Source organism: Alteromonas sp. OM2203, from assembly GCF_048517045.1.
Taxonomy (GTDB): domain Bacteria; phylum Pseudomonadota; class Gammaproteobacteria; order Enterobacterales; family Alteromonadaceae; genus Alteromonas; species Alteromonas gracilis.
Window position 1 is genome coordinate 4,320,757 of the sequence record NZ_CP183209.1, and the last position, 17,838, is coordinate 4,338,594.

The 17,838-nt window shown below is 45.0% G+C and carries 15 protein-coding genes; 6 read left to right on the plus strand and 9 right to left on the minus strand.

The window, feature by feature from the left end; all coding sequences use genetic code 11:
• The first annotated feature begins 5 nt into the window (after window positions 1-5).
• Window positions 6-1,427, plus strand: coding sequence for a diguanylate cyclase domain-containing protein (locus tag ACM0P2_RS18905; protein ID WP_419227005.1), 1,422 nt, complete (start codon window positions 6-8; stop codon window positions 1,425-1,427).
• A gap of 1 nt (window position 1,428) precedes the next feature.
• Here the strand turns inward: ACM0P2_RS18905 and ACM0P2_RS18910 are convergent, their stop codons facing one another.
• Genes ACM0P2_RS18910 through ACM0P2_RS18920 form a run of 3 tightly spaced genes read right to left on the minus strand, consistent with a single transcriptional unit; the run spans window position 1,429 to window position 4,262 of the window.
• Window positions 1,429-2,313 (minus strand): DMT family transporter, encoded by an 885-nt coding sequence (locus ACM0P2_RS18910; protein WP_105932560.1) that lies wholly within the window; start codon window positions 2,311-2,313, stop codon window positions 1,429-1,431.
• An 18-nt stretch (window positions 2,314-2,331) separates the two neighbouring features.
• The gene (locus tag ACM0P2_RS18915; protein WP_419227006.1) at window positions 2,332-2,823 is read right to left on the minus strand and encodes a methylated-DNA--[protein]-cysteine S-methyltransferase; all 492 of its coding nucleotides are present in this window, start codon (window positions 2,821-2,823) and stop codon (window positions 2,332-2,334) included.
• Window positions 2,824-2,825: 2 nt separating this feature from the next.
• Window positions 2,826-4,262 (minus strand): Ada metal-binding domain-containing protein, encoded by a 1,437-nt coding sequence (locus ACM0P2_RS18920; RefSeq protein ID WP_419227007.1) that lies wholly within the window; start codon window positions 4,260-4,262, stop codon window positions 2,826-2,828.
• Between the two features lie 215 nt (window positions 4,263-4,477).
• Here ACM0P2_RS18920 and ACM0P2_RS18925 point away from each other — a divergent pair, with 215 nt between their 5' ends.
• A complete protein-coding gene (locus ACM0P2_RS18925; protein WP_419227008.1) occupies window positions 4,478-5,626 on the plus strand; it encodes a serine hydrolase domain-containing protein in 1,149 nt (382 codons plus the stop codon).
• A gap of 70 nt (window positions 5,627-5,696) precedes the next feature.
• Here ACM0P2_RS18925 and speA read toward each other — a convergent pair whose 3' ends face one another.
• The 6 genes from speA to ACM0P2_RS18955 all read right to left on the minus strand — a co-directional run bounded on the left by speA (window position 5,697) and on the right by ACM0P2_RS18955 (window position 11,220).
• The gene (gene speA, locus ACM0P2_RS18930) at window positions 5,697-7,607 is read right to left on the minus strand and encodes a biosynthetic arginine decarboxylase (RefSeq protein ID WP_419227009.1); all 1,911 of its coding nucleotides are present in this window, start codon (window positions 7,605-7,607) and stop codon (window positions 5,697-5,699) included.
• Between the two features lies 1 nt (window position 7,608).
• Window positions 7,609-7,779, minus strand: a complete 171-nt coding sequence (locus tag ACM0P2_RS18935; protein WP_419227010.1) for a hypothetical protein — start codon at window positions 7,777-7,779, stop codon at window positions 7,609-7,611.
• On the minus strand, window positions 7,764-8,189 hold the full coding sequence (locus ACM0P2_RS18940; RefSeq protein ID WP_419227011.1) for an arginine decarboxylase: 426 nt from the start codon (window positions 8,187-8,189) through the stop codon (window positions 7,764-7,766). The genes ACM0P2_RS18935 and ACM0P2_RS18940 overlap by 16 nt, the downstream gene beginning before the upstream one ends.
• A 189-nt stretch (window positions 8,190-8,378) precedes the next feature.
• Window positions 8,379-9,767: an NAD(P)(+) transhydrogenase (Re/Si-specific) subunit beta gene (locus tag ACM0P2_RS18945; protein ID WP_419227012.1), complete on the minus strand. Its 1,389-nt coding sequence runs from the start codon at window positions 9,765-9,767 to the stop codon at window positions 8,379-8,381.
• A gap of 11 nt (window positions 9,768-9,778) precedes the next feature.
• A complete protein-coding gene (locus tag ACM0P2_RS18950; protein ID WP_014951245.1) occupies window positions 9,779-10,060 on the minus strand; it encodes an NAD(P) transhydrogenase subunit alpha in 282 nt (93 codons plus the stop codon).
• Between the two features lie 2 nt (window positions 10,061-10,062).
• A complete protein-coding gene (locus ACM0P2_RS18955) occupies window positions 10,063-11,220 on the minus strand; it encodes an NAD(P) transhydrogenase subunit alpha (RefSeq protein ID WP_419227013.1) in 1,158 nt (385 codons plus the stop codon).
• A gap of 541 nt (window positions 11,221-11,761) precedes the next feature.
• Between ACM0P2_RS18955 and ACM0P2_RS18960 the strand changes: the two genes are divergently transcribed.
• The 4 genes from ACM0P2_RS18960 (at window position 11,762) to ACM0P2_RS18975 (ending at window position 17,771) form a co-directional block, all read left to right on the plus strand.
• Window positions 11,762-14,668 carry a TonB-dependent receptor gene (locus tag ACM0P2_RS18960; protein WP_419227014.1) on the plus strand — a complete coding sequence of 969 codons (2,907 nt, stop codon included), beginning with the start codon at window positions 11,762-11,764 and terminating at the stop codon, window positions 14,666-14,668.
• Between the two features lie 84 nt (window positions 14,669-14,752).
• Window positions 14,753-16,321: a tryptophan halogenase family protein gene (locus ACM0P2_RS18965; protein WP_419227015.1), complete on the plus strand. Its 1,569-nt coding sequence runs from the start codon at window positions 14,753-14,755 to the stop codon at window positions 16,319-16,321.
• A gap of 26 nt (window positions 16,322-16,347) precedes the next feature.
• Window positions 16,348-17,091 carry a SapC family protein gene (locus tag ACM0P2_RS18970; protein WP_173359211.1) on the plus strand — a complete coding sequence of 248 codons (744 nt, stop codon included), beginning with the start codon at window positions 16,348-16,350 and terminating at the stop codon, window positions 17,089-17,091.
• Entirely contained in the window at window positions 17,070-17,771 is a 702-nt protein-coding gene (locus ACM0P2_RS18975; protein ID WP_159118574.1) for a DUF6445 family protein, read from the plus strand. Before ACM0P2_RS18970 ends, ACM0P2_RS18975 begins: the two co-directional genes overlap by 22 nt.
• The last annotated feature ends 67 nt before the right edge of the window (window positions 17,772-17,838 follow it).

The window sequence follows — 17,838 nt, forward strand, 5'->3', positions numbered from 1 at the left end:
AGTCTGTGAACACATTTCGTACACTACATAGAAGTATTTTGGTGTTATTTGCGGTAGTGGTTATCGCAATCGTAACACTTGTCCATTTCAGTATTTCAAAAATTGTTGCCGAGCAAAGCCGCGCGCAACAGCAGTCGTTGTCGCCTGCAATTTCATTAATTGTAGAGCAATTGCTGAAACCTCTGCATATATCAGACGCCCTTGGTCACTCTACCGAGTTGGTAGAGCTCATGAATGGGGAAACCATTGATAAAGACGCAGTGTTTAAAACATTAGACCGCCTGGAAAATGAGTTTGGTTTATCGTTTTTTATCGCTACGGAAGCAGACAGAAAGCAGTACAATTCTGACGGTAGCATTATCAATCTTATTGAAGGTGAAGTTAGCTGGTATTTTAAATATCGCGACTACCCTGCTGATGCAGTGGCCGACATAGGAAAGTGGGAAGACACTCACTTTTACATCGATATAAAAATTCACGATGAAGATGGCAGATTCTTAGGCTTTTTCGGCGTGGGAAAAAGCTTACGTAGCTTTATCGAAATATTCGATACTTATAAGCAAGAGTATGGCTATGACTTTTTGTTCGTTGACGGTAAGGGAGACATCATGTTGTCCTCCGACCCTAGCCTAATCGCCTCCTATTCAGACTTTACCAATTTATCTGAATTACCTTGGTATGCGAGCCTTCCGCTTGTTATTCAAAATGAACAAGCCTTAAACAATAAGCTCGTCACTATCGACCAAAAAGATTTCCTTATTGCAGAGGTAAAACTCAACCAGTTTGGTTGGACAGTATTTCTATTAAGTCCACTTGAAGACCGCCAAGCAGAAATTTCTCAAGCCTTTATTTTCAGTGTTGTTACCTTATTGGTTGTTGTATTTTCATTATTCTTGCTGATTTACAACTTGCTCTATTACTTTAGAAAGGATATGCAGCCAGATCTGGTAGTTCGCCACAACAACCGCCTGCCAGAAAAAGACAACTTACAGCTTATTTATAAAACCCTGTTAGCTGAGCACAAGTCATTGAGCGTAATGCTGATTAGCATAGATGAATTTTCAGATATCGTTGATGCCCATGGACGCAGCGTAGGCGATGATATTCTCGACAAGCTAGTCTCTTACTTGGCAGAACATTTAAGAGAACAGGATATATTAGGCAGGTGGAGCAGCGCTGAGTTTCTTATTTTACTGCCGCAAACAGGTCCTCATGTGGCGTTTGATATAGCTCAAAACCTTCGCCACGGCATAGCGACACTGCCACCATTGCAAGAATTGCCTGAACTCGTGATAACTGCGTCTATCGGCCTTTCCTTTACCGCATCAACCCGGGCTATGCACGAGGTCACGGCTCATGCCGAAGACGCGCTGTATCAGGCAAAACGCGACGGAAGCAATTTAGTAAGAATGCAACTCATCGACTAGCTCACGCAGGCTTAACTTTAAGGCGTTTTCGTTTGAGGACGCCTGTTGTTAATGCGACGCCAAATAAAATCATTAAACCGCCCACAATGGTCTGCAAAGACAGATGTTCTTGTAAAAAAAGTACGCCCCAGATAATGCCAAATAGCGGTACTAAGTAAGCCACCGTAATGGCTTTGGCTGGGCCAATGTCAGCGATAAGTTTAAAGTATAAAATATAGGCAATGCCTGTTCCACCAACCGCCAATGCTACGGCATTCATCCATGCATTAGCGCTTGGCATAGCTTCAGGTAGGGTAGCTAGTGCAAAAGGCGCGAGCATTACGCTGGCCATGGCCTGACTTCCCGTTGCCACCACTAAAGGTTTTACCCCTTGCAGCCATTTTTTCATCATACAAGCCGCAATACCGTATCCTGTGGTAGCGAGGAGTGCGGTAAGAATAGGTAGAAAGCTGACTTCTCCCTCGCCTAGCTTTTGCTGGCTGATCACAGTAACACCGATAAACCCCACAAAAAGGCCAGCTATTGCTGATTTATTCAGTTTGTCACCAAGCCAAAGCCACGCCACAATTGCGCCAAACATAGGCGCTGTAGCATTCAATATAGCGTTTACGCCAGCCTCTAAATGAAGGCTGCTGTAATTGAATAACACGAAGGGAACGGCGGTATTTGCCATCCCTACAAGCGCTATGGCAAACCAGTGGTGCTTTATCTCTCGCACCGAGCCGCGTATCAATAGTAAAGGTAATAAAACCGCTGTTGCTAGCAGGGTACGTATTGCCACCAACACATAAATGCCAAACTCTGGCGCTGCAACGCGCATAAAAATAAATGAGCCGCCCCAAATCCCAGCTAATACTAAAAGCGAGATAATGTCTCTTACTGCCATTCTTTTATCACCATTCTTTTATGACCAGAGCACCCCTTGGGCCCCTTCTAAATTCAATAAGTATTGCTTTCGCGGTAGACCACCTGCGTAGCCGGTTAGGGTTTTGTTGCTACCAATTATACGATGGCAAGGCACTATAATCGCAATAGGATTGCGACCATTTGCCATACCAACGGCACGCACCGCTTTTGGATTACCTATGGCATTCGCAATATCTAGGTAACTGGCTGTTTCCCCATAAGGTACTGACTGTAGCGCCTTCCACACTGAATGCTGAAAACGGGTTCCGTCAGGAGCCAGAGGCAAGTCAAACTCACGTAACCTTTTTTCAAAATAAGCGTTAAGTTGCTTACATGCCTCTTTCGTTATGGCGTTACTATTCTCTTCGGTACCGCAAGCTACGCCTTCGTCTTTATGTGGCGCTGCAAATTGAACGCCGGTTACCCCCGAGCTATTGGCATCTACTCTAATCGGCCCTTCGGGACTGCTTATAAAACTTGTAAATATCATAGTTATGATTCTTTTTGCTGGTTACTTAGTTGCCACAATTGAAGGGTTAAATAGCTGCGCCATGGCGCCGCTTTATCCGGTTCTATTGGATACTGAGCTGCCATTTTACGTACGATCAGATCACCATTGAGATAAATATCAGGGTTTCGCTCACCCCGCATTTTTAAATAATCGAGAGTCCATTGCCCAACGCCCTTGATTGCTAGTATCGCTTCGTGGCTTGGATTATTGCCGTCTAAAAATAAACCTGCGAAGTGGCGTACCGCTTCTTTTCTCGCTTTCGGCATACGTAAAAATTCAAGGCTATTAGTTGCCACTGCTTCCGGTGTGGGAAAGCAATAGCTTTTTTGCCTGTTCATGTTTTGATCTATCGAGAACACGTTATCAGATGCTTTGCTGCCGAGTTGATGGCAGAGCAACGTCACTTGTCCAATGGCAGCTTTAACACTTACCTGCTGCCCTACTATAGCGCGACAGCCACTTTCAAACACGCTCCAGGCGCTAGGTAAACGCAAACCTTCTGTTAGTAAGTGTTCAGGCAAACCAGCTTGCAAAAGGCTTTCCTCGATGAGTAATGGGTCGGCATGTAGGTCTAACACCATCTTTATATTGTCGATTATTCTATAAAGACAGTTCAAATCCGACATATCGATTTGTACCTCAAAACCGTGTCGCGCTGGGATATGCTCGGCTTTGAAGGCACCGGGATTCCCGTTTTCAGAAAAATATCGCGCATAGCTGTTTTCAGTTACCTTCTCTACGCCCTCCACTGCTCGGGCAGCTAAAAACGCTCTGACATAGGGCCAGTTATAAGGAGGCCGATAAGAAAGAAACAATGTTATATTTTTTTGTGTAGTCACTCTCTTTTTTCTCAATTGCGTTGGTGAGGTATTACAGTATTGCTCTACTGAACGCTGTAATTGTCTAAGCGATTGAAAGCCTGCTGTCACTGCCACATCGGTCATAGACAGTTGAGTTTGCTGTATTAGCTGCTTTGCAAACAAAGCGCGCTGCATATTTTGAAATTGTTTAGGAGAGATACCGATGGCATTTACCACAAGTTTGTTGAGATAGCGCTCACTAATGCCAAGGCGGGAAGCTATTTCAGCCACAGGTTGAATTGGTATTGATGACAACAGCGACAACGAACGAGTTATCGTGGCTCCTACTCCTTTCCAGGCGGGCGAGTTTGGCGCGCTATCAGGCCTGCAACGAAAGCAAGGGCGATATCCTTCTTTCATCGCCTGCGAGGCGTATTGATAGTAAGTGACGTTCTCTTCAAGGGGTAAACGTGCTGGGCAGATAGGCCTGCAAAAAATGCCGGTTGTTTTTACTGCAACAAAAAAGCGGCCATCAAAGCGAGGGTCGCGACTAAGCCTGGCTTTTGAAAAAACACTTTCGTCTAACAGGGGTTTTATTGGAGCAGCACTGCCTGCCATAAACTTGCCACGTGTGGTTACAGGTTAGTGAATGCAGATAAGTGTATCGTCAATTAACAGCTTAAGTGCGACAAAATCAGAACTCAATAAAAACGAAATATTGACCACCAATAGCGATATTTGATCATTAGAGCGGCTGAACGCATAATAACACGACAATAATAATGAGCGCCTGATGGATTTCGTTTTAGACCGCAGGCATAACGAGTGACTGTATGCTGAACTCTCTGCGCTTCTTGATGCTGCGCCTATCTCAATGCTGGTTAGTAGCTATGCTACTGGTTACTTCACAAAGTGTAACCGCTGACTGGCTGGACGATTACGCTAGTTTTGTGCAAAAAGAAGCCGCCAAATACAATGTGCCAGGTTATGCTTTTGTTTTTTATGAGCAGGGTAAAGCCCCACGTGTATATGTATATGGGAAGACTCAAAAGAAAGGAGGCGAGAAGGTAACACAAGATACCGTATTTCGTTTAGCCTCTGTCTCAAAGACGTTTACGGCATTACTTTCAGCAAAGCTTGTTGAAAAAAAGCAGCTAAGCTGGGAAACGCCCATCTCCACATTGCTACCAGATATTCCTTTCAAAGGAAAAGGCATGGGGGCACTACAATTACAGCATATCGTTGGTCAGTCTAGTGGCTTCATGCCAAACGCTTACGATAACCTTATCGAAGCAGACTACTCGCTAGAGCGGGTTCTCAAGTCATTAGGTGAACTTGAACCTCTATGCAAACCAGGTGAATGCTATACCTATCAAAACGCCCTATTTGGTGCACTAGAGTATTACTTTAGCAACAACAACACCTCCTATTCTCGTCAACTTCAAGCCAACTTGTTTGCGCCGCTAGGGATGAAAACCGCAAGCGTAGGGAAAGGTGGTTTACTGGCCTCAGACTCTTGGGCTCATCCTCATATCGCCATTTCTAGAAATAAATGGCGCGAAGGTAAAGTGGAAAGCAACTATTACCGGTTTTCTCCGGCGGCAGGCGTCAATGCCAGCATTTCAGATATGACCATATATTTGCAGGCATTGCTTGGAGAGTTTCCTACCGTTATTTCTGAAGAGATGATCGACTATGTCACAACCGAGCGAGTTAAGACAAAAAGGGAAACCTACAGAAGAGGCTGGCGAGGCATGATTGATGATGCTCACTATGGATTGGGCTGGCGTGTTTATGACTTAAATGGCGTGAAGCTAAATTACCACGGTGGCTGGGTAAAGGGTTACCGCGCCGACGTAGCGTTTTCACCTGAACACAAAGTCGGTTACGTAATGCTAATGAATGCAGAGTCTAATATGATTAACTCAACCACTGCTGAGCTATGGAAACGCTATTTGAAAAAAGCCGACACAGATAAGTAATATCGGTATCGGCTCAATAAGTCTGTTAACCATTTAAGCATTAACAGACCAATCTTTATTCTCGCTACGACTATTGTTTAAGGTAAGTGTAACCAGCTAAACAATTTTCGTAGAAGTCAGTCCATCGTACCCCTTCACGAGGGTTCAACTTTCCATCCCACACTTGCTTGTCGATTAAGCGTTTTACGTCTGACGCCATTGCGCGTGGGTTGTACTGCATGATGTTCAATACATCTTCTACCGACGAGCCTTTCACTACTTCTTCTATATAAAAGTCTTCTGGGTCGTCATCATAGCTGTAAATATGCACTTCGTTTAAACGACCGAATAAGTTGTGCATATCACCCATTACGTCTTGATACGCACCTGTCAAGAAAAGCCCCACATAGTATGGTTCGTCTTTGTTGAGCGGGTGCATAGGCAGTATGTCGGTAATTTCACGACCGATGGTAAACTGGTCAATCTTACCGTCACTGTCACAGGTAATATCCACCAAGGAGCAGTTAATCGTTGGCTCTTCATTCATGCGCGTTAGCGGCACTACAGGTAGAAGCTGGTCGATAGCCCATGTATCCGCCGCCGACTGAAAGACAGAGAAATTACACAAATACTGAGACGACAGGCTGTAGTCTAGTTCTTGCAACTCTTCTGGTACGTACTCTGCGTTGCGATACCACTGCTGTAACCGACCCATAATTTGCCAGTACAAGGTTTCTATTTTTCCGAGTTCTTCTAGCGATAACACTCGCAGCTTAAACGCATCAAGCGCTTGCTCTTTATACTGAGACGCGTCGTTATAAATCTCATGCATATTTGTTTGTTCATCAAACGTATCAGCCAGTTCACGCATGTTTTTCAGGAAGAAGTGCTCTCCCTCGGCTGCCGATGTGTCCATGTGAGACGCATTAGATTTAATCTCACCCACAATCTCAGTAATAACACAGCTATGATGCGCAGTGATGGCTCGACCGCTCTCACTCACAAGGTGTGGATGTGGTACGCCTTCTAAATCACACATTTCTTTCATACCGTAGACCACATCTGCTACATATTCTTGCATGCTGTAGTTACGGGAAGACTCGTTAGTAGAATTACTGCCGTCGTAGTCGATACCTAAACCACCACCAACATCAACATAATCTAACTCGAAGCCCATTTTATGTAGGTCGGCATAAATACGCGCACCTTCGGTGATCGCTTCTTTTACCGCGCGGATATCAGTCAACTGGCTACCAATATGGAAGTGAAGAAGCTTCAAGCAATGCGCCATGCCTTGCTCTTCTAAGTAGCGCGCTGCGTTGATAATTTCCGTGATAGTCAAACCAAATTTCGCACGTTCGCCACCAGAACTTTCCCATTTACCACGACCTTTCACTGTCATTTTCGAGCGCACACCAATGATAGGATCGATGTCTAGCTCTTTTGCTATTTTTACCAGCAGAAGAAGCTCGGTGTACTTCTCGACAACCACGACAACCCGGCGGCCTAGCTTTCTGCCTAATAGGGCAAGACGCATTACTTCATCGTCTTTATAGCCATTTAATATCGTCAGCGACTCTTCGTTAGTGTTCATAGCGAGCACAGTGAGCAACTCGGCTTTTGAACCCGCTTCTAAACCGTAGTTAAAAGGTTTACCGGCATCGACGATTTCTTCAACGACTTCACGCATTTGGTTAACTTTAACCGGGTATACGCCTTGATATTGGCCCTGGTATTCAGCTTCTTCGATAGAACTTCTGAATGCTTTATTTAAGCCTGCAACTTGCGAACGCAATATATCGTGGAAACGAACAACGACTGGAAATTGAACGCCTTCTTTACGGATATCTTCAATCACCGAATTAAAGTCGATTTGAATGCTAGGATCTTCAGGAACAGGGGTTATATGGACATTACCGTTTTCACCAATTTGAAAATAGCCACCACCCCATTGAGACACGCCATAGACGCGCTCCGCTTCTTCGATGCTCCAATCTGACAATTTATTCACCTGTTTGTAAGTGGGCTAGGCTAATACCTAGCAAAGAAAGTGCGAAAATAAGCTGCGTATTATAGACAACACAGAACTGAACGCGATAGTAGTTGCGACGTAAAATATCTATTGTCGCGACTAATTTTGTTAATCGAACATTCGCGTTTAAACGCCTATCCATGTTCGAACGTACTCCATAGCCACGTCATCAGCTTTATCCTCACAATGGGTTATAAAATCTGTAACGTTGTGAGTACGTATAAGTGTAAATCCCAGTTTAGTCGAAGACGAATTAAAAAACTTTTCAGCGATATGCTCTGCGTCTGTTTCTTCATTTTCTAACCACAGCTCACTTAGCTGGTTCCGCCTGTCTAGGGTTATGGATGATTTAATTTGATTAAAATTATCTGATTTAGGAATTTGCCAGCCGCGCATGTCTACAAATAAATGAAAAGGCTTACCTTGCCGCGCTTTTAAGCTTTCGGAGAGTTTGCCTAGATATTGAATATTGGTAGACATCGTCCACTTGCCGCGAAGAGTGACCAACATACAATTTCTGAACAGCTCTATGTGAAAGGGCGCTATATGCATCTATTCGTAAATCTCTTTGACTCTGTAAATGATTTTGGTAGTTCTGAAATAATATACTAGAGATGAAAGGTGTGGATCTCAAATAAAGACGGGCTCTTACAGTTAAATTTAATACTCTTTTCAAAAAGAAAAGACCTGTGTTTAAACAGGCCTTTTAAATCCGCTTACTAGTGTTGTAAAAACTTAGTTCTAGTCGTCGCCAAACTCTCGAATAATACTATTAATGGTGTCTTTTGCGTCACCTAGTACCATACGCGTATTGTCTTTGAAAAATAGGGGGTTATCTACACCTGCAAAACCAGCATTTGTAGAGCGCTTAAGCACAAAGACTGTTTTCGCACGATAAGCCTCAATAACCGGCATACCGTAGATAGGGCTACCCTTCATCTCTTTGGCCGCAGGGTTAACCACGTCGTTCGCCCCAATAACAATAACCACGTCATAGTTTTCCATACGAGGGTTAACGTCATCCATCTCGTATAGTTGGTCATAAGGCACGTCAGCTTCTGCCAGCAGCACGTTCATATGCCCCGGCATGCGCCCCGCCACTGCGTGGATAGCATAATCAACCGTACAGCCGTTTTCTTCTAGCAGTGACTGAAGTTCTCTTACTGCATGCTGTGCTTGCGCAACCGCCATACCGTAACCGGGCACCACTAGGACTGCTTGCGCTGCTTCTAATACATAAAATGCATCTTGCGCTGACAGTATTTTAATTTCGCCCTCTATTTTTTCACCCGCTTCTACTGGCTTCGCAAAGCCAGACAAAAGCACGTTCATCAATGAGCGGTTCATGGCCTTACACATAATGTTGGTAAGTATAAGCCCTGAAGCGCCAACCAATAAGCCAGTTACAATAAGTATAGTATTGCCAGTGGCAAGCCCTGCAGCAGACGCTGCTACACCTGAATAACTGTTTAGTAGTGCGATAACCACCGGCATGTCTGCGCCACCGATTGAAATAGTAGCCCACAAGCCAAAGCTTAAAGACAACGCTATTGCACAGTATATCCAAAGTGGATTGCTTGGGTCAGTAGTAAAGAAGTAGCCAATGACCACCATCCCAATTATGTGCAAAATGCTAAGCTCGCGAAGCCCTGTGAAAATAACCGCTTTCGAGCTCATTTTTCCCGACAGTTTCCCCCAGGCAACAACCGAGCCTGAGAACGTAATACCGCCTACTAAAATAGTGAAAAACAGTGTTATAAAAGTAAATGCACTTTCGGTTTTAAGGGTGATTAGGCTCATTCCGGCTAATGTTGCCCACCCCAAAAGCAAAGATGCTGCACCACCAAAACCGTTAAACAACGACACCATCTCTGGCATTGCTGTCATTTCAACGGTTTTGGCCTTCCATGCGCCAAACGCACCGCCGATAACAAAACCCAAAAGGATGTAGTGATAGCTAATAATCTGCTGATCAAGCAGAGTAACCACTACGGCTATCAGCATACCGATAGCTGATATGAAGTTACCTTTTTTCGCCGTATCTGGATGACTAAGTAATTTAAGTCCAAGAATAAATAGTGCTGCTGCTACTACGTACGCAAGGTTTATTACGGTTACGATATCACTCACTTGCGTACTCCTTATTTATCTTTTTTCTTGAACATACCGAGCATACGGTCGGTAACGAGATAACCGCCAACGACATTAATACTTGCCAGCGCGACCGCAGCAGTACCTAAAATGGTTGTCAGTAAATTGTTATCGCTACCCGAAGCAACCAATGCCCCCACTAGCGTAATGCCCGATATCGCATTAGAACCAGACATCAACGGCGTGTGTAACGTGGCAGGTACTTTTCGAATTAATTCAAAGCCTAAAAAAGCCGCCAACAATACGATGAAAAGTAAGTAGATGATTTCCATAATTAGGCCCCTTTGTATGCGTTGTTAAGCATCTCGTTGATAATCTTTCCATCGTGAGTAATCACACAGCCGGCAAGAATGTCGTCTTCTAAGTTCAAACCAAAGGTTTTGGTTTCATCATCAAAGAATTCATCAACCAAATTGTAGATATTGTTGGCATACATATCAGTTGCAGCTCTGGCAACAAACTGACTCCAATAGCCGTTACCAATAACGGTCACACCACTAATTTCAACGGTTTCGCCCGCCACTGAGCCCTCTACGTTTCCGCCCGATGTTGCAGCCATATCAACTACCACACTGCCAGGCTTCATGAGCGCTAGCGTGTCTTTCGAAATAAGTACCGGTGGTTTGCGACCAAATAGCTGTGCCGTAGTAATAACGATGTCAGAGTCGGCTATAGCGTCGCGCTGTGCTTCTTGCTGCTTCGCTTTTTGCTCGTCGGTAAGTTCTTTCGCGTAACCGTCTTTAGTTTGACCGGTTTCGCCAATATCAATTTTTAAAAATTTCCCACCCAGCGACTCTACCTGCTCGGCAACAACCGCTCGGGTGTCGTAAGCAAGCACATTTGCCCCTAAGCGCTTCGCGGTTGCAATAGCCTGTAAACCCGCTACGCCTGCGCCAATGATAAATACCTTCGCTGGTTTTATTGTTCCAGAGGGCGTCATCATCATAGGTAATATTGATGGCAGCTTGTTCGCAGCCTGCATTACCATGACATAGCCAGCAAGACTTGCTTGTGAACTTAGCGCATCCATTTTCTGAGCACGTGAAGAACGGGGGATCATTTCCACAGAAATGGCGGTTAACCCTCTCTCGGCAATAGATTCAATTAGCGGTTGCTGAAAGAAAGGGTCAAGATGGCCAACCACAACGGCCCCTTTTTTCATCAACGCCAGCTGTGCATCCGAGGGTTTATTAACCGTAACTACCATATCTGCGGTTGATAATGCTTCATTCACATCATCGATGACAGTTACACCTACATCTTCATATTCTTTATCTGAATACCCTGAGTGTAAGCCCGCCCCTGCTTCAAGTAGCAAGTTCGCACCTTTCTTTACCAGTCGTTGTGCACTACTTGGTGTAGCTGCACATCGCTTCTCCACATTATCTAGCGGATCTGGCGCTTTTGACTCATTTAAAACTATGATTTCCACACGCTTCTCCTTACATTCCGGCTATTCGAGAATGACACTTTTTAAACAGTATCAAGCCATTTTATTCACTTATGCCTAGCATTCCCTAGCGAAATTCAAAATAGAGACGTCAATCTCTGTAGTGATTTCAGTTTTAGCAACACCTTTCCCCCGCTCAATTTTCAAGCAAAACTGCGGCAAAGCTACGCTATCAGGGCATACATCACTAGTATCTTTTACTTACGAGTCATAACTAATATTTATATAGAGATGGCATAGAGAAGATAAATGGAGTAGATAAATTCGCATTCATTTTATGAATGAAATGAAAAGTGTGCATTTTTTATACAGCCGTAAAGGTGAAAGATGTTTACCGTTATTCAAATAAAACCGTGCAATCTCATCACCTCGAGCCAATTAATTTAAAAAATTGTTAAATTAATTGGGGGATTTTACAAATGGTGTCGTCTTTACAAATTGACAGCGTAATGCTGTAAGAAAAAGCCGAGTGGGGTGCACACCACAAAGCGAATTAAAATTAACGATTAGGACACACACCATCATGTACAGGAAAACAAAGCTTGCATGCTCAGTGGCAGCAGTTTTAGCATCCGCTATTTCTGCAAATAGTGCATTTGCCCAAGAGGCGCAACCCAATAAAGACGTAGAAGTGATTGAGGTAAGTGGTATCCGTTCATCGGTTGCAAAATCGATGGATGTTAAACGCAGCTCTGCTGGCGTAGTCGACGCCATTAGCGCAGAAGACATCGGTGATTTTCCCGATACCAACTTAGCTGAATCACTACAGCGTATTACCGGCGTATCTATCGACCGTTCAGGCGGTGAAGGACAGCTAATTACCGTACGTGGTTTTGGACCTCAGTTTAACACCGTGTTGGTGAACGGCCGTCAAATGGCGTCTGAAAACGATTCGCGTGCGTTCAGTTTCGACACGATTGCTTCTGAGTTAGTAAGCAGCCTTGATGTGCATAAAACGTCAACGGCCACAATGCAGTCTGGTGGTGTAGGCTCTACCATTAACATTAATACCGCGCGCCCGTTCGCATTAAACGGTTTTAAAATGGCGGGCTCGGTAAAAGGCGTGTACGACGAAAATAGCGAAGAAACTACGCCGCAATTTTCTGGCCTTATTAGCAACACGTTCAATGACGACACGTTCGGTGTATTACTTGCCGTTTCACACCAAGAGCGAGAGACTCGCCTTAACCAAGCTCAAATGGACGGTTGGCTAGAAAACGTTGGTGTGCCGAACCCTGTTACACAATCAGGCGAAGCCTGGACAGGCAATGTATTTTCGCCGCGAAACTACGATCACAAAGTCACCTTTGAAGAACGCACCCGCACAAACGCTAATCTTGTATTCCAATATGCGCCTAACGACAAACTGGTTGTAACTGCTGACGCACTGTACTCAGATTTTGACGTAGAATCTGAAGCAACGTCTTACGGCCACTGGTTTACTGCACCAAATATTCAGGGTGTAGGCGATGACGGTAGCTTGTTTGATGAAAACGGCAATCGCCGCAGCCCAACGGTAGACGCAAACGGTACTATTGTCGACTTATACCAAGAAGTCGGTTTGGCGACAGATATGCACGCCAAAACGTTCGACCGTTTAACCGATACCTATGCCATAGGCCTCAACTTTGATTACCAGTACTCTGACAATCTGAATTTATCGTTTGATTTAAGCCACTCAGGAGCCGAGCGCGAAGCCAATAACGGCGGCGGCGATCAGCTATCACTTATTGGTTATGCCAACCGTGTACGATTCCAGGTAGATGACAATATTTTACCTGTTGCCAGCATGTTTGCTTCGCCTAATGACAATGTTTATAGCGGACAACAAGAACTAGATGGCGCGATTGTTACGGGTCCTGACGGATTCCCTATATACAACCCTGCACTGACACCTGATGGTGTGAGCAATCATCTTGATGAAGCTAACAGCCGGGCTCACGTAATGCTGCGCCGCGGATGGGCTGTAGAAGACGAAGTAAGCCAACTGCGCTTTGACGGCGAATACGTAACAGATGGCAGCGGCCTAACTGAAATTCGCTTTGGCACACAGTACAGTACCGAAACCAAATCACTCACCCGCTGGGACAATGAAGGCGTAGGTATTCACTGTACTTACTGTGGTTACCCTGACTTACCTGAGATCCCAGCAGGCAGCCAATACGTTTTTGATGCGGGCAGCGATTTCCTTTCTGACGTAAGTGGTAGCGGTCGTATGCCCACCTCTTGGCTTGCCCATGATGGCGAAGCGAACTTTGCGTTTCTAGAATCTTATTATCAAAGCGTAAATGGCGAATCTATTAGCTTTGATGCGGTACGTCGCAACAATAGCTTTGAAGTTGAAGAAGATATTCTCTCTACCTACGTAGAATTCGATTTTGAAGGCGAAGTAGCAGACATGTTCTTAAGCGCAACCGCTGGTGTGCGTTATGAAATGACGGATGTAACGGTTAACGGAACGCAGGCGCCCATAACGGGCTTAACGATTCTAGATCAAACCGAAATGCTCGCGGGTTTTGGCGACGCGCAAAGTATTGCCACAGAGTCTGATTACGACGTGCTATTGCCAAACTTCAGTGTACGTTTGGAAATTACCGACGACTTAATTGCGCGCTTTGCGGCAAGTTCAACTATTACTCGCCCCACGCTTAACAGCATGTCGCCGGTAACAGTCATTACGACCACTCGCCAAGGTGGTGACTTAACGTCCACAAGTGGTAACCCTGCACTAGAACCATTCAAATCGGATAACCTGGACTTATCCCTTGAGTATTACTACGACGAAGCAAGCTATGCATCGATTGGTTACTTCAGAAAGCTGGTATCGAACTTTATTGTTAATAGTCAAGAAGACAAAACGTTTGAGCTTGCTGACGGCGGCCTGCTAACCGACCCTTCTACAGGAGCAAATACTAGCGCGCCAGATGCGGGTGACGAGGTGGCTGTGTTTACCAATACACTGCCAAATAACGGGGAAGACGCAACAGTAGACGGATTCGAGCTTGCAATTCAACATACGTTTGACAACGGCTTTGGGGTACTTGCCAACGGAACCATCGTTGACAGTGACGCCGAACTAGACCCGTTCGATATTAATCAAGTATTTGCGCTAACTGGGTTGAGTGATTCATACAACTTAGTGGCATTTTATGAAACTGACGACTATCAAATTCGACTTGCCTATAACTGGCGTGATGAGTTTGTTCAGTCGTTAACACAAGGGCAGGGTGACGGCCCAACCATTGTTGAGTCTTACCAACAGCTTGACATTAGCGGTAGCTACAGCGTGACAGACAATGTAGAAATCTTCTTTGAAGGTATTAACCTTACCGAAGAGTTTGTACATAAACGCGGTCGCTTCTCTAATCACTTGCTGTTAGTTGAAGACAGCGGCAGACGTTGGGCTCTCGGTGTGCGCGGAAACTTTTAGTTTCGCGTAATTGGGGCCGGCATTTGTTGGCCCTACATTCGTGGCTACCCTTTGGTAGCCACAGTTTTTATTCAGGAATACAGTATGGCAACAGCAACTCCCATAACGCACATTGTAGTAGTCGGTGGCGGCAGCGCAGGGTGGCTTACGGCTGGTCGTATTGCAGCGCAACATCAATGCGCTACCCGCAAAGACATTAAAGTTACCTTAGTAGAAAGCCCCAATGTACCTATTATTGGCGTGGGGGAAGGCACCTGGCCTACCATGCGCTCTACATTGATTGCATTAGGTATTAGCGAAACCACTTTTATCAAAGAATGTGACGCTACATTTAAACAGGGTGCAAAGTTCGCTAAGTGGACTACAGGTGAAGAGAGCGATTTTTACTACCACCCTCTCATGCTGCCCCAAGGGTTTTCGCAAACAAATTTAGGTCCTTACTGGCAGACTGTAGCACCAGAATTAAACGAGTCTTTTTCCCAGGCAGTATGTGTTCAGGAAGCTATATGCGAAGCAGGTTGTGCACCTAAAAGCATACGCCACGCAGAGTTTGCAGGCACCGCAAACTATGCTTATCACCTAGATGCAGGAAAATTTACCGCCTTTTTAACCAAACACTGCACTGAAAAACTAGGTGTACACCATGTGCTGGCCGACGTTAACCGCGTCGAAAGCAGCAATAACGGCGATATCAAAGCCCTTCATACCGAGCAAGGGGTAACAGTAGAAGGCGATCTGTTTGTTGACTGTACCGGCTTCAAATCTATGCTGCTCGGCGAACACTACAAGGTGCCGTTTATTCCCTGTGACGATGTGCTTTTTATCGACCGAGCATTAGCAGTACACGTGCCTTATGACACCCCACAAAGCCCTATTGCATCCCACACTATCTCCACCGCACAAGACGCCGGTTGGATTTGGGATATCGGATTGCAGTCACGCCGAGGTGTAGGCCACGTCTATTCCAGTAGGCATCAGAGTAAAGATGACGCCTATGCTCGGTTAGATGCCTACGTTCGCCAAACTAGCTCATTGAATGGCATAGAAGGGATAAACGTAAAAGACATTACTATTCAAAGCGGACACAGGCAGCGCTTTTGGCAAAATAACTGCGTGGCTGTTGGGCTAGCGGCGGGCTTTCTAGAGCCGTTAGAAGCCTCGGCCCTTGTACTGGTTGAATTATCGGCCTCAATGATTGCCGAACAATTGCCAGCAAACCGAGCCGTGATGGATATTATGGCGAAGCGCTTTAATGACACCTTTTCTTATCGTTGGCAGCGAATTATCGACTTCTTAAAGCTGCATTACATGTTGAGTAAGCGAGAAGACAGCGCATTTTGGCGGGACAATCGCGATAGTCATACTATTCCCGATTCATTAAAAGAATTACTCGCACTGTGGCAATACCACCCGCCTAGTGACAAAGACTTTACCAGCAACAACGAGGTATTCCCCGCGGCAAGCTATCAGTATGTGCTGTACGGAATGGGGTTTACCTCAGATTTAGCTACACATCAGCATTGGGTAAACGTCGACTTTGCCAAGCAGCAATTGATGCAGAACAGGAAAGCACGCGACATGGCGGTGGAGAAGCTGCCTAAACATCGCGAACTTATTAATAAAATTCACCAATTCGGCCTGCAGGCCGTTTAACGTAAATCAATAAGCAGGACCTACGTATGACTCACATGGTTGCCATTAATAATAAACAGCATGCAGATTTGAAAGTAACCGACGATGCATTGTCACTAAGCGCCAATCAGCACCTTGTTTCTGTGGTGGTCTCTGAACTCAACAAGCTTGTGGTACATTACCCCGTGGTGATCACCAAGTTTGACGATTCTGGACAATTTGGCTTATCTGCCTTGCTTGGTTTTGAAGAAAAAGAAAACCTATTTTGGCAACAAGGTGAATGGGATGCGGTGTATATTCCCGCACAGTTTGAACGCTTGCCTTTTTATGTAGGAACGGAAGCGCAAAGCGCTGACAGCAGTAACCGCTTGCTGTGCATCGATATGGATAACGCTTCAGTAAGCGAAGAAAAAGGTACGCCGCTTTTTGATAACACAGGAGAGCCTAGCAGCTACCTGTTAGAGAAGCAGCAGATCCTTGCTCAGCTTCTTGACGGTGAAACGCAAAATCAGCGTTTTATTGCCGTGCTGCAACAGCACAACCTTATTACACCATTTACGTTAAATATTACCTTTGAAAACGAAAGCAAAACGTCTATAACAGGGTTATATACTATTGATGAGGATAAGCTAGCGGCGCTTAGCGCTGACGCGATTGCTGATTTGCATGCACAAAACATGTTGCAAAGCATTTACACGCTCATAGCGTCAAACGCACAAATTTATGCCCTTATCGACAAAAAGAACAAGGCAAATAAAAACGCAGACGCATGGTTTCAAACTACGAATTAATTAAAGTTGGCGAAAAAGCCACGCCGGTTGTTGTTATTGATGATTTCATACCAGACCCGCAGAGTTTAGTAGAAACAATTGCTCAACACCACCGATTTACAAAACAAGATGGCGACTTTTACCCCGGTGTTAGAAGTCACGCGCCTAAAGGGTATGAAGCACACCTACATACCTCGCTACATAAACTGTTTTGCCAACTTGCTTTGCACGAAAGTATGCAAAGCTTTGGCGTGGAAAAACCACTTCAAATACCACTTGTGCAGCTTTCCATCGCCAATCAAGCGCCGAAAAGTTTATCGCCCATTCAATGTATTCCACACATTGATACACAAAGTGATAATGAATGGGCATTCGTGCACTACCTGTTTAGTGAACCTTTGGGCGGCACGGCTTTTTATCGACATATTGAAACCGAATTAGAGCGCGTAGACTCAGCCCAGTATGAAAACTATTTCAGAACGCTAAAACGGCAGGCCACCAGCGTAGGGCTTCCGCCAAAAGCTTACATCAATGGTGATACCGACATGTTTACTCAAATAGCCCGAGTAGAACCAAAATTCAACCGCGCTTTATTGTATCCTGCCAACTTGCTGCACAGCGGCTGTTTACCTAACGATATTTCGAACTCTGTTGATGTGAAAGAAGGCAGGCTAACCGCAAACGCCAGTATTGTTTTTTGATGCGCTCTTTACCGATCATAACTTTACATTAGTTTAGCAGCTAAAAGCATGCTACGACCACAGTGTG

Coding starts and splice junctions, on each gene's coding strand:
- ACM0P2_RS18910 (WP_105932560.1), bottom strand. CDS start 2,313: ATGGCAGTAAGAGACATTATCTCGCTTTTAGTATTAGCTGGGATTTGG.
- ACM0P2_RS18915 (WP_419227006.1), bottom strand. CDS start 2,823: ATGATATTTACAAGTTTTATAAGCAGTCCCGAAGGGCCGATTAGAGTA.
- ACM0P2_RS18920 (WP_419227007.1), bottom strand. CDS start 4,262: ATGGCAGGCAGTGCTGCTCCAATAAAACCCCTGTTAGACGAAAGTGTT.
- ACM0P2_RS18925 (WP_419227008.1), top strand. CDS start 4,478: ATGCTGAACTCTCTGCGCTTCTTGATGCTGCGCCTATCTCAATGCTGG.
- ACM0P2_RS18935 (WP_419227010.1), bottom strand. CDS start 7,779: ATGGATAGGCGTTTAAACGCGAATGTTCGATTAACAAAATTAGTCGCG.
- ACM0P2_RS18940 (WP_419227011.1), bottom strand. CDS start 8,189: ATGCATATAGCGCCCTTTCACATAGAGCTGTTCAGAAATTGTATGTTG.
- ACM0P2_RS18950 (WP_014951245.1), bottom strand. CDS start 10,060: ATGGAAATCATCTACTTACTTTTCATCGTATTGTTGGCGGCTTTTTTA.
- ACM0P2_RS18960 (WP_419227014.1), top strand. CDS start 11,762: ATGTACAGGAAAACAAAGCTTGCATGCTCAGTGGCAGCAGTTTTAGCA.
- ACM0P2_RS18965 (WP_419227015.1), top strand. CDS start 14,753: ATGGCAACAGCAACTCCCATAACGCACATTGTAGTAGTCGGTGGCGGC.
- ACM0P2_RS18970 (WP_173359211.1), top strand. CDS start 16,348: ATGACTCACATGGTTGCCATTAATAATAAACAGCATGCAGATTTGAAA.
- ACM0P2_RS18975 (WP_159118574.1), top strand. CDS start 17,070: ATGGTTTCAAACTACGAATTAATTAAAGTTGGCGAAAAAGCCACGCCG.